Consider the following 17,008-nt stretch of genomic DNA (forward strand, 5'->3'; position numbering starts at 1 on the left):
CAGCCTGTATCTTATTTATATCAGCTATTTATTTTACGATTGTTGTATTCTGGCCTTTGATTATGCTCATACCGGCACTAACGAGGCTGCCAATATCGGCCACATTGGCCGGCATAATCAGTGTATTGTTGGTTTTTGCCAGTTTGGCAAAGGCATCTACATATTGTTCCGCAACTTTAAGATTAACAGCTTCGGTACCGCCAGGTTCTTTTACTGCGGCAGCAACCTGACGAATGGCCTCAGCGGTAGCCTGAGCCACCAAACGCAGGGCTTCAGCTTCACCTTCTGCACGATTGATTTGAGCGACTTTGGCGCCCTGAGACTCATTGATTGAAGCTTGTGCTTCACCTTGAGATTTCTGAATTTCGGCTTCACGCTGACCGGCTGCCAGATTAATCTGCTCTTGCTTGATACCTTCAGATTGGGCAATACGGGCACGCTTTTCTCGTTCAGCGGTAATTTGTGCCTGCATTGAACGTAAAATTTCCTGCGGTGGTACTAAATCTTTGATTTCATAACGTAATACTTTTACACCCCATGATACGGCTGCTTCATCCAGAGAGGCTACCACTGTACGATTGATGTCGTCACGTTCTTCAAATGTTTTGTCCAGCTCCATACGGCCGATAACTGAGCGCAATGTGGTTTGTGCCAGCTGGGTAATGGCTACGACAAAGTTGCTGGAACCATAGGAGGCAAGCTTAGGGTCTGTTACCTGAAAATAGATGATGCCGTCTACTGTAAGCTGGGTATTATCCCGAGTGATGCATACTTGGCTGGGTACGTCCAGCGGGATTTCTTTCAGTGTATGTTTATAAGCTACTCTGTCAATAATCGGAATAATAAAATTCAGACCTGCTTCGAGGGTGGCATGATAGCGTCCCAGACGTTCGACAATGTAAACCTCTTGTTGTGGTACTACTTTAAATGCCATGCAAATAAAAACGACTATGGCAGCAAGAAAGATAAAGGTCAGAATCATGATTATTCCTGATGGTTGGTAGATGCAGATAGAGTGAGATTTAAAATATTTCCGTTATGACTGATGATATGAGCAGTGTCACCGGCTTTGGCATGGGTAGGCTGAGTAAAACGTGCCTGCCAAATGGTGCCGCGGTATTGTACTTGCCACAAGCCATCGGTAAGTGGTTTGGACAGGGTAACAATCTGGCCATAGTCAGGACTGTCACTTGCTTTGGCTTTGTTTTCACGCGGATGCTTCTTTTGCCATACTCGTACAATAATAATACCGATAAGAGAAAAAAACGTGGCTAAAATTGCGTTGGTATTGTTACTGGTGTGTAGCAGCCATTCAGCTAAACCAGCGCTTAAGAATGAAGCGCTGATAACAAGTAAATAAAATGTGCCGCTAAACATTTCAAGTACAAACAGTACTAGGGCAAGAATGCACCATATCATTAAAATCTCCTTTTTTTGTATTGGTTTTTTAGGGAATTGTTAATTATTCATGAGCTGCATATACCCGTTGCCGGCGCGTTTCACTTAAAACGATTCCAGTACTGACAGAGACATTGAGGCTTTCAACCGTACCAAACATGGGGATAGAGACGAGTGTATCACACAGGTCACGCGTTAAGCGGCGCATGCCGCTGCCTTCTGCGCCCATCACCCAGGCTACTGCTTGTGGTGCATTAAAATGATATAAATCATCACTGCCATCCATGGCTGTTCCAACGATCCAGATGCCACGCTGTTTCAATTCACGGATGGTACGTGCTAAGTTGGTTACGGTAATGTAAGGTACAGTTTCTGCTGCTCCGCAAGCTACTTTGCTAACGGTGGCATTGAGGCCGGCACTTTTGTCTTTGGGAGCGATGACAGCGTGCACGCCCATTACATCGGCTACGCGCAAGCAGGCACCTAGATTATGCGGATCGGTGATGCCATCCAGAATAAGCAATAAAGGTGGTTCATTCAGATTATCTAGTACGTCTTCTATGTCTATATGTTGTTTGGAGGCATCGATAAATCCAACTACACCTTGATGGCGCGCGTGTTTGCTTAAGGTATCAAGGCGAGCCTGATCAACGCTGATAATGCGTACATTTTCTGCTTCAGCTTTATTTATGACGTCGCGCATACGGGCATCATGTTTTCCTTCGAGTACATATAGTTCGATAATGCTACTAGGGTTTTGCCATAGACGTGCATTAACTGCGTGAAACCCGATGATGAGACGCTGATTAGACATAGATATTACTTCAATATGTAAAGTGGACAATTATAGCGGAAAACGTGGTATCAATCTGATTGTACCTGATAAATATAATATTAATATGTTAATGTAATTTGATTTTATCTGGCTGTGGTGGGGTTGCTTTGATAAAAGTGTGCTAGCGTTGATATGTATAAAAGCTGCAAGAAATTACATGATTTTGTAAAAATTGTAATTACAAATTATTATTGTGATTCAATGGGTTGTAATGGCGTTAAAGTGAGTGGTTCTGTTTGCAATATTAAAGCAGTAAACGGTCTGTTGTGGCATTTAGATTATCAAAACTAAATGGCATAGCCAATTTTTTGGTTAATGAATAACCTAAATAACCGTAAGGAGTATCTATGGCATACTATCTGTGGGTGTTGGCAAAGTTTGTTTCTGGCTTTCTGATTGTTATTCTTCATCTGAATTTTACTGGTAAAACTCAATTAAATCAGATGACTCCGGTGGATTTTATTGGGAACTTCGTCCTCGGCGGTATTATCGGCGGGGTAATTTATAATCAGGATATTCCATTTTATCAATATATTATTGTGTTGTTGATGGGTGTGGTGCTGATTTCAATTTTAAATTGGTCGTGTAAGCATATTTCATTTTTAAGAATGTTTGCTATTGGTGAGCCGATTCCGATTATGAAAGATGGACGCTTTCTGATGGATAATATTTTAGATAAAAGAAATAAAGTTGATATTCTGAATATTGCTTCTTTATTGCATGCACAGGGTGTGACTTCTTTTCAGGAGGTGAATTATGCCCAGATTGAACCCAGAGGTGATCTGACTATTTTGACCGATAAAGGAAAATACCCTTCATTGATTTTATTTAAGGACGGAGAGTTTCGCAAATCCGAGTTAAAGCGAATTCATGAGGATGAGGAATGGCTGAAACAAAAAATTCAGCAGGAGCATCTGGCAGAAGACGATATCTTTATGGTTGAGTTTTGGAATGGGCAGCTGAATTATATTTTAAAGACTGGTGAAGTGAAAAAGGAAAAACAGGAGAGATAGTTGAATTGCATGGTAATGCTGGAGAAATGCACAGAAGAGGTTACAATAGCATTTTGATTAAAGTTTTTATTGCTGTGCAGCCATTAGAATATTGTTATCAGAAGTTAAGCCATGGCAGAAATGTCATGGCTTTTCGTTTTCCTTTTCTTTCTCGTAGTCAGCGTCAGGCACTGATCGTACTTTATGCTTTGCAGCAGGAGTTGCAAGATGTGGTACAGGATTGTTCGCAAGCTGATCTGGCTTTGACTACTCTCAGCTGGTGGGAGAAGCAGATAAACGGTTTGTTTGCAGCAACAGATAAACCCGAACATCCACTGATGCAAGCGCTGCTACCTCTGATTGGATTATATTGTCTGCCGCAGTCGGAATTACAGGCACTGATAGATGCCTATCGTACTGAGTTAACTCAGGCGAGATTCCATGATATGGTTCAGTTGAGCAGATATGCAGCGGCAGCTGGGATGGTACAAGGGCGTTTAAGTAGCAGGGTATTAGGATTTTCTGATCCCCAAACATTGGATTTTGCCGGCAAGGTAGGTGAAACAGCCGTATTAGTTAGGTTGTTTTCCAGAATTGGAGCGGATGCACGACAAGGAAAATTGTATATTCCGATAGAAACATTACAGGCTTTTAATGTACCGGCGCATCTGGTAATAAACAGACAAGGAGGGGCGGAGTTTAAAAATTTACTGAATATGTCGATGGCTGAGCTGCAACAGCAGATAAAATCGGTTGTAGCCATGCTGCCATCGGCAGATCGGCGCCGTCAGCGCGCCAGTCTGGCTGTTCTGGCAACGATAGCAGCTTTGCTGGAAGAGATTAGGCTGGATGGAGTGGAAAATATAATGAATTATCAATTAATTGTTCCGCGTGCACGTCAGCAGCGGCTGGCATGGAAAACATGGTTGTTTGGCTTCAATCCTGTAGGCTAAGTTGCCTGAATAGTTATCATGGCTGTAGGATTAGAAAAGTGAGAAATGGCACAAATTGCTATCTTTAAGCATAGTTTATTTTATTTAATCTAATTGTTGATATTTTATTGCTTAAATAAATTAAATTATGAATTTTTATTTCAGTATAAAATAGTTTGCTTTGGTAATTTCGATACGCAATCAGACTGGATTTTTGTATAATTTATGCCATCATCTGCTTCATTAAGTGGGTGATGGCAATTTTATTGCGAAAAGTTTTTGAATAACCCTGTGCTGAGGAAATTACTATGCTCAGAGCAAAACAAACCTTAATGATTCTGGGCTTAACTGCTGCCTGTCTGCTAACAGCTTGTTCGCCTTCTGGTCAGAGTGAAAAAGCCGGTACTGATAATCATGGTATGAAAAAGGTAGCCATTACGGCAATTGTTGAACATCCGGCGCTGGATGCGGTGCGTCAGGGGGTAATAGATGAATTGCGTGCAGAAGGTTATGAGCAGGGTAAGAATTTAAAGCTTGATTTCCAGAGTGCGCAGGGTAATACAGCTACTGCTGGCCAGATTGCGAAAAAATTTGCTGGCAGTAATCCTGATGCGATAGTGGCAATCGGAACGCCTAGTGCGCAGTCCATGGTGGCTGCAACACGTAATATACCGGTGGTATTTGCTGCCGTAACTGACCCTGTGGCTGCTAAGCTAGTACCTAGCTGGGAGCCAAGCAAGACAAATGTTACCGGCGTATCTGATGAGCTGCCTTTGCAGCCACAGATTGCTTTAATGAAGCAGGTTGTGCCAAATCTGAAAACGGTAGGATATGTATACAGTCCGGGAGAGGTGAATTCCACTGTGGTACTGGGTCAGCTGCAATCATTATTGGCTAAAGACGGTATTAATGTAGCTGCTGCACCAGCACAGCGCACCACTGATGTACCTATGGCGGCTAAAAGCCTGCAGGGCAAGGCGAATCTGATTTACACTTCGCTGGACAATAATGTGGTTTCAGCTTATGAATCCATGTATAAAGTAGCGAAAGACATGAAAATGCCGTTGGTGGCTTCGGATACTGGTTCGGTAAAACGAGGTGCAGCTGTGGCATTGGGCGTGAATTACCATGAGCTGGGTATGGCTACAGGTAAAATTGTCGGCAAGATTCTGAAAGGCGAAAAAGCGGGCAATATTGCTCCACAGCGTATGTCGGCGGAACAGCTGGATTTGATGGTAAGTAAATCGCATGCTGCTGAACAGGGAATTACTTTACCGCCGCAATTGCTTAAAGATGCTAAAATTATTGATTAAGATGATCAGCCCGAGGGCTGAAAACCGTGACATCGGCAGGCTGCCATAAGCTTTGCCGATGTTGTTTTTATTTCCAACTATAATGAAACATTCGTTTATATGTCTTCTATAGCTTTATTTGGTGCTTTAGAAAGTGGTCTGATCTATGCCCTTGTTGCTTTGGGTGTGCTGATTTCATTTCGTATTCTGGATTTTCCGGATCTGACAGCAGATGGCAGCTTTCCGCTTGGTGGAGCAGTGTTTGCTGTATGCGTCACTCATGGGATGAATCCTTGGCTGGCTACCGCGCTTGCGGGGGCAGCTGGAGCCTGTGCAGGCCTGATAACTGCATGGCTGCATGTATCATTAAAAATCATGCAGCTTTTGGCCAGTATTCTGGTGATGGTAGCCTTATATTCCGTGAATCTGCGTATTATGGGTGCGCCGAATTTGCCATTGCTGGATCAGCCTAGTGTGTTTACGCCGTTTTTTAACGCTGACGACAGTAATCAGTATTGGGTGCAGCCGCTGGTTATTTTTGGCTTTGTATTGGTAGCTAAGTTTTTTCTGGACTGGTTTTTTGCTACCGAAATCGGTTTGTCCATGCGTGCGACCGGCGTGAATGCACGTATGGCTCGTGCTCAGGGTGTCAATACTTCGCGTATTTTATTGCTTGGTATGGCTCTTTCTAATGCTTTTATTGCTTTGGGTGGCGCGCTGTTTGTGCAGACACAGGGCGGAGCTGATATTTCAATTGGTATCGGTACCATTGTGGTTGGTTTGGCTGCGGTGATTATTGGTGAAACGTTGATTCCCGCCAAACGTTTTATTGTGATTACGCTGGCGGTAATTGTGGGGGCTGTGCTTTATCGAGCCTTTATTGCATTAGCATTGGGCAGTGATACACTGCAACACATTGGCTTCGGTCCGCAGGATTTGAATCTGATAACGGCTATTCTGGTGGTTTTGGCACTGCGCCTACCGGTGATTAAACGTTATTTTAAAAGGAAACTAAAATCATGATGCGCGCGGATGATTTACGCCTGACATTCAATGCGGGGACTCCGATAGAAAATCCTGCCTTGCGTGGCATGAGCCTGAATATTGCTGAAGGTGAGTTTGTCACTGTAATCGGCAGTAACGGTGCTGGTAAATCTACTTTTCTTAATGCTATCAGTGGCGATATTCAGGTAGATTCCGGCACAATCACTATTAATAATAAAAATGTTACCAATGAGCCTGCCTATAAACGTGCACCTCTTGTGGCACGGGTGTTTCAAGATCCGTTGGCTGGTACCTGTGAGGCGCTGACAATAGAAGAAAATATGGCTCTGGCACTGAAGCGGGGAAGCTGCCGAGGTTTACGCTCAGCTATTAAGGGGCAATATCGCGAATTATTTCGCGAAAAATTGGCTATGCTTAATTTAGGGTTGGAAAATCGGCTCAGTGATCGAATTGGTTTGCTTTCAGGCGGACAGCGTCAGGCAGTCAGTCTGCTGATGGCTTCTTTACAGAGCTCAAAAATTTTGTTGCTGGATGAGCATACTGCTGCACTAGACCCAAAAACTGCTGCCTTTGTACTTGAGTTGACGGATCGTATCGTGCGTGAAAACAAATTAACGGCAATGATGGTGACTCATTCTATGCAGCAGGCTTTGGATCATGGTACCCGTACTGTTATGCTACATCAGGGGCGGGTAGTGCTGGATGTGGACGGCGAAAAGCGCGCAGGCATGGGTGTGACTGATTTATTACAAATGTTCGAGCATACACAAGGTGAGAAAGTCACTGATGATGCGTTATTGCTGAGTTGAATTTTGTGCTGAGAATACAGGCTGCTAAGATGGGTTTTGGCAGCCTTTTTTGTTTGATTGGATAATATTATGTCGGTACCGGATTTGATTGTGCTGAATAAGCCCTACGGAGTGATTTGCCAATTCAGTGCTCATGAAAAATATCCTACTCTAAAGCAATATGTGCCAGTACCGGATGTTTATCCTGCCGGCAGGCTGGACACGGATAGTGAAGGATTACTCTTGCTCACAGCAAACGGGCGCTTGCAGGCCAAAATTGCGCAACCGAAATACAAGCTGATCAAGACGTATTGGGCACAAGTTGAAGGTAAACCAGATAAGCAGGCTTTGCAGCACTTATCACGTGGAGTAAATCTTGGTGATTTTGTGACTGCTCCGGCTCAAGTGCGTGTGCTAGATGCAGCAGAAATCAAACATCTGTGGCCACGAGTACCACCTATTCGTGAGCGCAAAACAGTAACTGACTTCTGGTTGCAGATTGGTATCAGCGAAGGCAAAAATCGTCAGGTACGTCGCATGTGTGCTAAAGTAGGCTGGCCTTGTTTGCGTTTGGTGCGGGTGGGTATCGGCCGTCTGAATGTTTTTTCTCTTGATTTGCCTTTAGGGCAATGGCAAGCGGTAAGGCCTGAAGATTTATAAGATTTTTTATATTACTGACATAATAAACCCTCAGAATAGACGTCTGAGGGTTTATTTTATTGATATGCAAATTTTAAAGTTTAGAATGCAGGGATGATGGCGCCCTGATATTTTTCTTCAATAAATTTTTTCACTTCAGGGGAAGTCATGGCCTGTTTTAGCTTCTGAATTTCTTCGCGATTTTCATCCCCTGTGCGTACAACCAGAATGTTTGCATAGGGAGAATCTTTTTCTTCGATAAACAGCGCATCCTTAGTGGGTACTAGCTTGGCTTCCATGGCAAAATTCGTATTAATCACAGACAGGGTGGCGTCATTCAGAGTACGAGGCAATTGTGGCGCATCCATGGGGGTGATTTTCAGATGTTTCGGATTGTCGACAATATCACGTACGGTGGCGCTGATACCCGCATCAGCTTTCAGTTTGATTAAACCTGCTTTCTGAAGCAATAGTAAGGCGCGGCCGCCATTGGTGGCATCATTGGGAATGGTTACTAAACCGCCATCCGGAACTTCATTCAGAGATTTTACTTTTTTCGAGTAAATTCCCATGGGTTCTACATGAATATTAGCAATAGCGGTTAACTGCATTTTGTGTTTTTCAACAAAATCATCCAAATAGGGTTTGTGCTGGGTAAAGTTGGCATCTACATCTTTTTCTGCCAGAGCAATATTAGGGCGGACGTAATCCGTCATTTGCACTATCTGTAAATCAATACCTTCTTTTTGCAGTAGCGGTTTGGCCACTTGTAGAATTTCTGCATGAGGTACGGGCGATGCGGCTACTTTCAAAACTTTTTCTTTAGCAGGAGTCGGAGCGCTACCGGTGCTGGCGGCTGGTTCAGCTTCGTTTTTCTGGCCGCATGCAGTCAAAACTGTACTGATAGCGGCTACAGATAATAATGCAAATAACAATTTTTTCATATTTAACCTTAATGAAGATACACAATAAAATGCAGAGCTTTACCTTAACATAAAATGCTTATATCTGGTGGTTTTTACACATAGTAAAGCCATAAGCATTTATTATGGTCGTTCCAGAATGTATTGGTCAGATAATTTTGGTATTTATTTATTTTTCAGCATGGGTTTAAGATATTTGCCGGTATAGCTTTTGCTATTGGCCGCTACTTCTTCTGGTGTGCCTTCTGCAATTATTGTACCGCCGCCATCACCACCCTCAGGGCCAAGATCAACAATATAGTCAGCAGTTTTAATCACATCTAGATTATGTTCAATAATTACTATGCTATTGCCTTTGCCTTTTAAGCGCTGGATTACATCCAGCAGCAAGGCAATATCGGCAAAGTGTAAACCGGTGGTTGGTTCATCTAGAATATACAGTGTTCTGCCGGTATCGCGTTTAGACAGCTCCAGTGCCAGTTTAACGCGTTGTGCTTCACCACCGGAAAGCGTGGTAGCAGATTGCCCTAGACGTACATAGCCTAACCCCACATCCAATAGCGTTTGTAATTTACGTTTGACCGTTGGTACAGCATCAAAAAAAGTACATGCTTCTTCTACCGTCATTTCTAAAATTTCACTGATATTTTTACCTTTATACTGTATTTCAAGTGTTTCGCGGTTGTACCGTTTGCCATGGCAGACTTCACATGGCACATAGATATCGGGCAGAAAATGCATTTCTACCTTGATGACACCATCACCCTGACAAGCTTCGCAACGTCCACCTTTTACATTAAAGGAAAAACGGCCGACGTTATACCCGCGCTCACGAGAGAGGGGTACACCGGCAAACAGCTCACGGATGGGGGTAAAAAGGCCGGTATAGGTAGCGGGATTAGAACGCGGTGTGCGGCCAATAGGTGATTGATCAACGTTGATAACTTTATCTAGATGTTCCAGTCCTTTGATATCATCATAAGGTGCCGGTTCTTCTCTAGCCCGATTTAGTTCCCGAGCGGTGATTTTGGCCAAGGTATCGTTGATCAGAGTGGATTTACCGCTGCCTGATACACCGGTGATGCAGGTAATCAAACCCAATGGCAAGGTTAGGTTAACATTTTTCAAATTGTTACCGCTAGCACCGCTTAATACCAACAAACGTTTTTTGTCTATGGGAGTACGCTGCTTAGGTATACTGATGGCTTTTTTACCGCTTAAATACTGGCCTGTTACCGATTCCTTGCAGGCGGCAACTTGTGCGGGTGGCGCAGCAATAATCACATTACCCCCGTGTTCACCGGCACTCGGTCCCATATCAACAACAAAATCAGCTGCTCGAATCGCATCTTCGTCATGCTCAACTACGATAACGCTGTTGCCTAAATCACGCAGGTGCTTAAGCGTATCCAGTAAGCGGTCATTGTCGCGCTGATGTAGACCAATAGAAGGTTCATCTAGCACATACATTACACCTGTGAGGCCGGAACCAATCTGGCTGGCCAAACGAATACGTTGTGCTTCGCCTCCAGACAGTGTTTCGGCACTACGAGCGAGATTGAGGTAATTCAGACCGACATTAATCAAGAACCCAAGGCGTTCGTTAATTTCCTTAAGAATTTTTTCGGCAATTTGTTTTTTGTTGCCTTCTAAGTTCAAGTTTTGGAAAAAATCAAGTGTAGTAGTCAGTGGCCAGGAATTAATTACCTGCAATGGTTTACCACCTACATATACGTAGCGTGCCTCGGTACGCAGACGTGCACCGTCGCAAGCAGGACAGGCACGATGACTTTGATACTGGGTTAATTCTTCGCGTACAGTAGTGGAGTCAGTTTCACGGTAGCGTCGTTCCAGATTAGGTATAATCCCTTCAAATGGATGGTTGCGAGTGTGGGTGCCACGTTCAGATAGATAAGTAAATTCAATCTGTTCTTTACCCGAACCATACAGAATAATATTCTGAATTTTTTCAGTGAGCTGGCTAAATGGTTTATCAATGTCAAAATCATAGTGATGAGCCAGAGACTGAATCATCTGAAAATAGAACGTATTGCGTTTGTCCCAGCCTTTAATGGCGCCTGCAGCCAGTGATAAATCTGGATGCATTACTACACGTTCAGGGTCGAAATAATCCATACTTCCCAGACCGTCACAGCTCGGGCAGGCGCCTACTGGATTATTGAAACTAAACAGACGTGGCTCAAGTTCCTGTAAGCTGTAGGAACATACAGGACAGGCAAAACGGGCAGAAAACCAATGTTCTTGACCGGAGTCCATTTCAATAGCAAGTGCACGCTCATTACCCAGTCTCAATGCAGTCTCAAAACTTTCAGCCAGCCGCTGTTTGATATCTGAACGTACTTTTACACGGTCGACAACCACATCTATATCATGCTTGATGTTTTTTTGTAAACTGGGTACTTCTTCTATGGCGTAGACTTCGCCATCTACCCGAACTCGTGCGAAGCCCTGAACTTGTAAGTCAGCAAAATAATCGACAAATTCACCTTTGCGTCCGCGCACGGCAGGTGCCAGAATCATTACTCGACTCTCTTCTGGAAGTGCCAAAATATGGTCTACCATCTGCGAAACTGTCTGACTTGAAAGCGGAAGGTTATGTTCTGGACAATATGGAGTGCCGATGCGAGCGTACAGTAAACGCAGATAATCATGAATTTCGGTGACCGTACCCACTGTAGAACGGGGATTGTGGCTGGTGGCTTTTTGCTCAATAGAAATAGCTGGAGAAAGACCTTCTATCAAATCGACATCTGGTTTTTCCATCATTTGCAGAAACTGGCGAGCATAAGCAGACAGACTCTCTACATAGCGTCGTTGTCCTTCTGCATATAATGTATCAAATGCCAGTGAAGATTTGCCGCTACCAGAAAGGCCGGTAATCACGACCAACTGATGGCGAGGTATATCCAGATCAATATTTTTTAGATTGTGTGTGCGTGCGCCGCGAATATGAATGGTATCGTTATCTGACATAATGCCTTTCCCGAGCAAAAGGAATGGGATGCTGGCTTTAATCAATTTGCTGTTTATTAAAACCATCCGGTATTATACCCATTTTAAAACTTGAATTTAACGCTATCCGGTAAACGTTTTAATGTTTGCGTAAAATAAATCTCTTAAAATCAAGGTTTAATTCTTCGCAGCGCCATAAGTAGAATAGTACCGGTAAATTGCCGAGTGCCACTAGCAGATATAGTATTTTGATACTGTCAGAAAGCCAGATAAGTACAGCACTCAACAGGGCAGCGCAGACCATAAATAAACCGTTGATAATGTTATTGGCTGCTATAGCATGAGCACGGAATGCATCAGTACTGGCCGTTTGCAGCCACGTATACAAAGGCAGTGAAAAGAAACCACCACAGAATCCAATGCCAATAATGCACAACATGATAGAAAAGCTGTGAGAGCGGCTCACAAATTCATTAATACCACCTATTGACTGGTGAGGTGTTTGTGTAAACCACACCAGCAGCAGACCAAATATAGTCATTCCCAGAGTGCCGAGCACGACCAGACCAAGATGCAGTTGATGGCGGCTCAGACGAGCGCAGGCAATGGAACCAGATCCTATGCCTAGTGAAAATAGCGTAAGCATCAGATTGAACACAGCCTCATTACCGCCTAGATTCAGACGAGTAAACGTGGGAAGCTGGGTAATATACACTGAACCAAGTAGCCAAAACCAAGAAATACCGATAATGGCAACCCAAACATTTTTTTGCCGATAAGTCTGTTGGAGTAGCTGTATGGTGCTGTGCCAGATATTTACATTGATATATTGCTGTGGAATCTGAGCCGGTACTCGAGGCATGAACATGCTTGAAAGTTGCCCAAGTATGGCAACCAACAATAGAATACCAAACAGCCATGCGGTATTGGTACCGGCCAGAATGGTGCCGAATATTTGTCCGAACAATATGGAAAGAAATGTACCACTTTCAATCAGGCTGTTGCCATTAAGTAATTCATAACGTGGTAAATATTCCGGCAAGATGGCATATTTCAACGGGCCAAACAAGGTAGAATGGGTACCCATTAGAAACAGACATAGCATTAATAGAGATACTGACTCTAACCAGAAGCCAATTCCAGCTACCAGCATAATGGCAATTTCAGCTGCTTTAATCCAGCGAGCCAATATTGCTTTATCCAGCTTATTACATAATTCACCTGATAAGGCTGAGAACAGAAAATAGGGCAGGATATACAACAACGCACCGGCGTTGAGCATTTGACTGGCTGGCAGCCAAGAACGAGTTCCCAGTCCGTAAAAGCTTATTAATACAAATAATGCTGTTTTAAACAGATTATCGTTAAAAGCGCCGAAAAACTGGGTACCAAAGAGTGGCAGAAACCTGCGGGTGCGGGCAAAAGCAAACTGACTGCCAGAAGGCAACATATCAGGTGTAGACATAAATAACCTTGTAAAAGGGTGATCTGATTAATTACAGGGTGCCAGTTAGATCGTATAGCAAAAAATGCTGGTCACAGAGATTCAAGTATTGTTGCTTTAAACGTCCAATAATGTGGTCTTGTGCATCACACAATTGAACGTAATCCGACTGCCGGTACCATTTCAGGCTTTCTTGCTCTGATAGTTGCTCCAGTAGCTGCCATTGAGCCGCACAGGCTTGACGGTCTGCTGCATCAGCCTGAGCTTTGACAGCATAATAACCAGTGGCACCATCGGTGTAAGCAGAATCCTCTTCATCAGTCAGCACCAGAAACCCGAGATGATGATTGTCGTTACTGTTAATACTGAAGTAGAGCATAATAAAAATTTTCTTTGAGCATTGAAAAGGACTTATTCTGTTTTTTCTCATGAATCTGGCAGAATTCTAGCAGCTTATAAAAAAATTTGTATGTTAATCTGCATACTTTTCGAAACAAAATATGTATTTGTATTATCAAATTGTCATAAAACTTTCAGGTTGGATTTTTTGCTGTATATATCTGTACCTATAAGTTTTAGTCTATCATTTAGATAAACTAATCTGATTGTTCAAGTAATTTATGTCCTGTAGTTTCCAGCGCTGAGAGAAAGTAGCGATTACTGGAGTGATTGTTAGATGTAGTCTGCAAGTAGATTGGAACGGAAATAAAGTATTGAAATGTGTTTGTGGTAATGTTAAAAGCATAAATAATAAATCAATAATCTACTCATTAGAGGAGGAGATACTGATGAAGGAATTAGTACTCAGCGTTTATAAGCAGGTATCGTTTTGACATGCACAGTGTTACTATCAGTACATTATTTCTAAATCTATCATGCTGATAAAAGATAAAAAAGGATTTATGCAAGTACGCACAAACCCTTTTTTAGATGATAATTAATAAAGATTACAGATTGGTCAATTTAATTTTCTGACCCGGACGCAATACCTGCTTGCCATGTACTTTTTGTAGTTTGCTCACTGGAATATTCAGCCGTTGAGCAATACTACTGAGTGTATCGCCTTTTTTAACAGTATAGGACACCGGAACAATACTACCTTTGGTTTCTTTGCCTTTACCTACAGCTGCAAGCATACGTTTGTTATCGCTATTAGGGCTAATTTTCAGTACTTGTCCTATCTGAAGATTGTGTCCACGCAAATTGTTAGCGGTGACTAAATCGGCTACATTAATATTATAGCGTTGAGCTATGGAAAATAAAGTATCACCTTTGTTCACTTTGTGAGCAATACTGCTGCGGCTATCTGCCACGTTAATGGTATTGCGTGTAGCGCGTTCTGCACGAATTTCTGCAGACCGCGCTGCCTGAGCTTCTTCACGTTCCGCCTGTGCCAGTGTTTTCTGTACTGAAGCGGCTGCTGCTGCCTGTAATTCGGCGTTCTGGGCAATTTGCATCAATGCATCATTGTTTTCTGCTACAACTGGTGCTACTGAATTGGCGGCAGGCTGAGAAGTGGCAACAGCTACGGTTTGAACTGTTGTATTTTCTGGCAAAGGTTGTGCAGTATTAAGTGCCGTAGTGGTAACAGTAGTTGTGCGGGTTAATGCTGGTGCCTGCTGATTGTCTGTATTCACCACTTCACTAGTCTGAGAAACAGATACCACCGGATGTGTTACAAAGGTGCCGGGAGGCAAAACAGGCTGTGCCATTGCAATATTAAGCAACGGGTCTGTATCTGTATTGCTGAAAGAATCCAGATTCTGATTGCTGAAACTGTTTTTACTGATTAGCAGGCTGCGTCCAGCAGGCACAGTATTGCCGCTCAGATTATTCAAACGTTTGATTTCGGCGCTGCTCATTCCTGTCTGTGCCGCTAAATCAGCTACGCTGGTGGGGGCAAATGCTTTATAAATATTCCAAGACAGCAAGCTGCTTTTATCTGCTTTGCGGTAATTACGCTCGAAAGTGTTTACTGCGGTAATCGGCAGCAGCATTTTGCGGTTTTCTTTTGGAATAAATACTGGGCTTTTGAAGCTGGGGTTAAGTGTTAAAAACTCAGATGTAGAAATATTGGCCAGTCGCGCAGCAGCATCTATATCAATTGGCTGATCAATGCTGATGGCTTCGAAATAGGGGCGGTTAGGCACAGAAACCAAATTGATGCCGAAAGCCTGCGGGTTTTCAATAATATTACGCACAGCCAGTAGCTTGGGTACGTAATTACGGGTTTCATTGGGCATGCGCAGGTTTTCATATGTGGGGTCTATCCCTGCTAGCTGGGCGCGTTTGATGGCCTTGCCCACATTGCCTTCACCCCAGTTATAGGCAGCCAGAGCCAGTGACCAGTCACCAAATAGGCTGTAAAGATATTGCAGATAGTTTAATGCGGCATCGGTAGCAGCATAGACATCATGTCGACCATCGTACAAATTAGTTTGTTCCAGACCGTACTGTCGTCCACTATTTGGCATAAATTGCCACAGACCTGATGCGCCTACACGAGACTGTGCCTTACTAACAAAAGCACTTTCAATAAATGGCAGCAATGCTACTTCTGCTGGCATCTGACGTTTTTCGGCTTCATTCACAATGTGATATAAATAGGGCTGACTCCGCAGAATAGTACGGTTGAAATAGTCGCCATGGCTTGAATAATATTGTTCCTGCCGGCGAATAATTTCAGGATTAACTTCTGTCATCCTGAAATCCTGACGCATGCGTCCCCAGATATCACGTGTTGAATACGCTTTCCCTTTTAGGGTGGCTGCATTCAGGTTCATGATTGATAGTCCGATGCCATTACTGGTATAAGATTGGGCAAATGAGATAGTAGGGGCGAGTACTAAGCTAGTGAGTGCTAGTACCATATGCTTCAATTGAGCCATTCGGATAACCGTAAAATTTATGCAAAATCCTATTAATATTAAATAGGAAGTCCTTAACGGTCAAGGATAAATCCCTATTTTTACAGTAATCATGAAGATGTGCTAGATGTTTTTAAATGGCTATGGCATTGATTTAACATAAACACGATGGTGTGGTTAATGAGTTATCCGCAATTGACAGACTGGCTTACACAGCATGCTTTCGGTGCTTATCTGAGTAGCCTTGAACAACAGTTTATTCGGCAGAAATTGGCCGTGTTGCGTTTTGGTACCATTATGCAATGTGGTTTTTCACACTGGCAATTCAAAGAGGTTTTTGCAGCTGAATCCGAATATCTGGTGCAGAACAATCATGCAGACGCCAATGTTGCGGTAGTGGCTGAAAATAATTTTTTACCATGGGCAGAACAAAGTGTAGATACTATTATATGGCCACATGGTCTAGATACGCTTTCCGCTCCGGATGAGACGATAGCTGAAATGGCGCGCATACTGGTACCTGGTGGTCATCTCATTCTGACCGGTCTGAATGTTAAGGGTTACTGGCGTTTATTTTGTCAACGTGGCATCTCCGTATCGTTACATTTGTTATCGGCCAGTGCTGCAGTAAAACGTATGCAGCGCTTCGGTCTTTTTTTGGAAGAAGGTCAGTTTATGGGCTATGGTATTCCTGCATGCTATGGAACAAACCATCATACAATAGAGTATATGGGTAATCGATGGTGGCCGCATTTGGCTGCTATATATGGTTTGGTATTGGTCAAGCGGACAATACCTTTAACTTTGACGCCGCAAAATACGAGTCTGATACTAAATCCCGTAAGCAATATGGCCATGAAAGGTATAGAATTAGATTGAAATAAAAAGACCTGAATTTATTCAGGTCTTATGTATATCTT

The 17,008-nt window shown here is 43.2% G+C and carries 15 protein-coding genes; 7 read left to right on the forward strand and 8 right to left on the reverse strand.

All coding sequences use genetic code 11. The features are described 5' to 3' along the window. Positions 1-28: 28 nt before the first annotated feature. From BHC43_RS07300 to rlmB, 3 genes are read right to left on the reverse strand one after another with little or no spacing between them, the layout of a single operon-like run. Positions 29-982, reverse strand: a complete 954-nt coding sequence (locus BHC43_RS07300) for an SPFH domain-containing protein (RefSeq protein WP_100152506.1) — start codon at positions 980-982, stop codon at positions 29-31. A gap of 2 nt (positions 983-984) precedes the next feature. Beyond that, positions 985-1,419, reverse strand: a complete 435-nt coding sequence (locus tag BHC43_RS07305; protein WP_100140132.1) for an NfeD family protein — start codon at positions 1,417-1,419, stop codon at positions 985-987. Positions 1,420-1,462: 43 nt separating this feature from the next. Beyond that, a complete protein-coding gene (gene rlmB / locus BHC43_RS07310) occupies positions 1,463-2,212 on the reverse strand; it encodes a 23S rRNA (guanosine(2251)-2'-O)-methyltransferase RlmB (RefSeq protein ID WP_100156946.1) in 750 nt (249 codons plus the stop codon). Positions 2,213-2,580: 368 nt separating this feature from the next. On the opposite strand from rlmB, the gene BHC43_RS07315 reads away from it, so the two are divergent. The 6 genes from BHC43_RS07315 (at position 2,581) to BHC43_RS07340 (ending at position 7,902) form a co-directional block, all read left to right on the forward strand. After that, positions 2,581-3,246: a DUF421 domain-containing protein gene (locus BHC43_RS07315; RefSeq protein WP_100156947.1), complete on the forward strand. Its 666-nt coding sequence runs from the start codon at positions 2,581-2,583 to the stop codon at positions 3,244-3,246. A gap of 125 nt (positions 3,247-3,371) precedes the next feature. Continuing rightward, positions 3,372-4,178: a squalene/phytoene synthase family protein gene (locus BHC43_RS07320; RefSeq protein ID WP_180297441.1), complete on the forward strand. Its 807-nt coding sequence runs from the start codon at positions 3,372-3,374 to the stop codon at positions 4,176-4,178. A gap of 287 nt (positions 4,179-4,465) precedes the next feature. Beyond that, on the forward strand, positions 4,466-5,470 hold the full coding sequence (locus tag BHC43_RS07325; protein WP_100156949.1) for an ABC transporter substrate-binding protein: 1,005 nt from the start codon (positions 4,466-4,468) through the stop codon (positions 5,468-5,470). Between the two features lie 99 nt (positions 5,471-5,569). Continuing rightward, entirely contained in the window at positions 5,570-6,472 is a 903-nt protein-coding gene (locus tag BHC43_RS07330) for an ABC transporter permease (protein ID WP_100140137.1), read from the forward strand. Then, on the forward strand, positions 6,469-7,263 hold the full coding sequence (locus BHC43_RS07335) for an ABC transporter ATP-binding protein (protein WP_100140138.1): 795 nt from the start codon (positions 6,469-6,471) through the stop codon (positions 7,261-7,263). The genes BHC43_RS07330 and BHC43_RS07335 overlap by 4 nt, the downstream gene beginning before the upstream one ends. A gap of 69 nt (positions 7,264-7,332) precedes the next feature. Beyond that, on the forward strand, positions 7,333-7,902 hold the full coding sequence (locus BHC43_RS07340; RefSeq protein ID WP_100140243.1) for a pseudouridine synthase: 570 nt from the start codon (positions 7,333-7,335) through the stop codon (positions 7,900-7,902). 80 nt (positions 7,903-7,982) lie between these two features. Here BHC43_RS07340 and BHC43_RS07345 read toward each other — a convergent pair whose 3' ends face one another. The 5 genes from BHC43_RS07345 to BHC43_RS07365 form a co-directional block, all read right to left on the reverse strand. Continuing rightward, positions 7,983-8,825 carry a MetQ/NlpA family ABC transporter substrate-binding protein gene (locus BHC43_RS07345; protein ID WP_100156950.1) on the reverse strand — a complete coding sequence of 281 codons (843 nt, stop codon included), beginning with the start codon at positions 8,823-8,825 and terminating at the stop codon, positions 7,983-7,985. A gap of 144 nt (positions 8,826-8,969) precedes the next feature. Continuing rightward, positions 8,970-11,798 (reverse strand): excinuclease ABC subunit UvrA, encoded by a 2,829-nt coding sequence (uvrA, locus tag BHC43_RS07350; RefSeq protein WP_100157083.1) that lies wholly within the window; start codon positions 11,796-11,798, stop codon positions 8,970-8,972. Between the two features lie 118 nt (positions 11,799-11,916). Beyond that, entirely contained in the window at positions 11,917-13,242 is a 1,326-nt protein-coding gene (locus BHC43_RS07355; RefSeq protein WP_257378000.1) for an MFS transporter, read from the reverse strand. Positions 13,243-13,273: 31 nt separating this feature from the next. Then, positions 13,274-13,600: an HLGFF motif protein gene (locus BHC43_RS07360; RefSeq protein WP_100156951.1), complete on the reverse strand. Its 327-nt coding sequence runs from the start codon at positions 13,598-13,600 to the stop codon at positions 13,274-13,276. Between the two features lie 568 nt (positions 13,601-14,168). Next, positions 14,169-16,109, reverse strand: a complete 1,941-nt coding sequence (locus BHC43_RS07365; protein ID WP_100156952.1) for a lytic transglycosylase — start codon at positions 16,107-16,109, stop codon at positions 14,169-14,171. Positions 16,110-16,268: 159 nt separating this feature from the next. Here BHC43_RS07365 and BHC43_RS07370 point away from each other — a divergent pair, with 159 nt between their 5' ends. Then, on the forward strand, positions 16,269-16,967 hold the full coding sequence (locus BHC43_RS07370) for a class I SAM-dependent methyltransferase (protein WP_180297442.1): 699 nt from the start codon (positions 16,269-16,271) through the stop codon (positions 16,965-16,967). Positions 16,968-17,008 lie beyond the last annotated feature (41 nt).

Origin of the sequence: Snodgrassella alvi, assembly GCF_002777855.1 — a bacterium.
Taxonomy (GTDB): Bacteria; Pseudomonadota; Gammaproteobacteria; order Burkholderiales; family Neisseriaceae; genus Snodgrassella; species Snodgrassella alvi_E.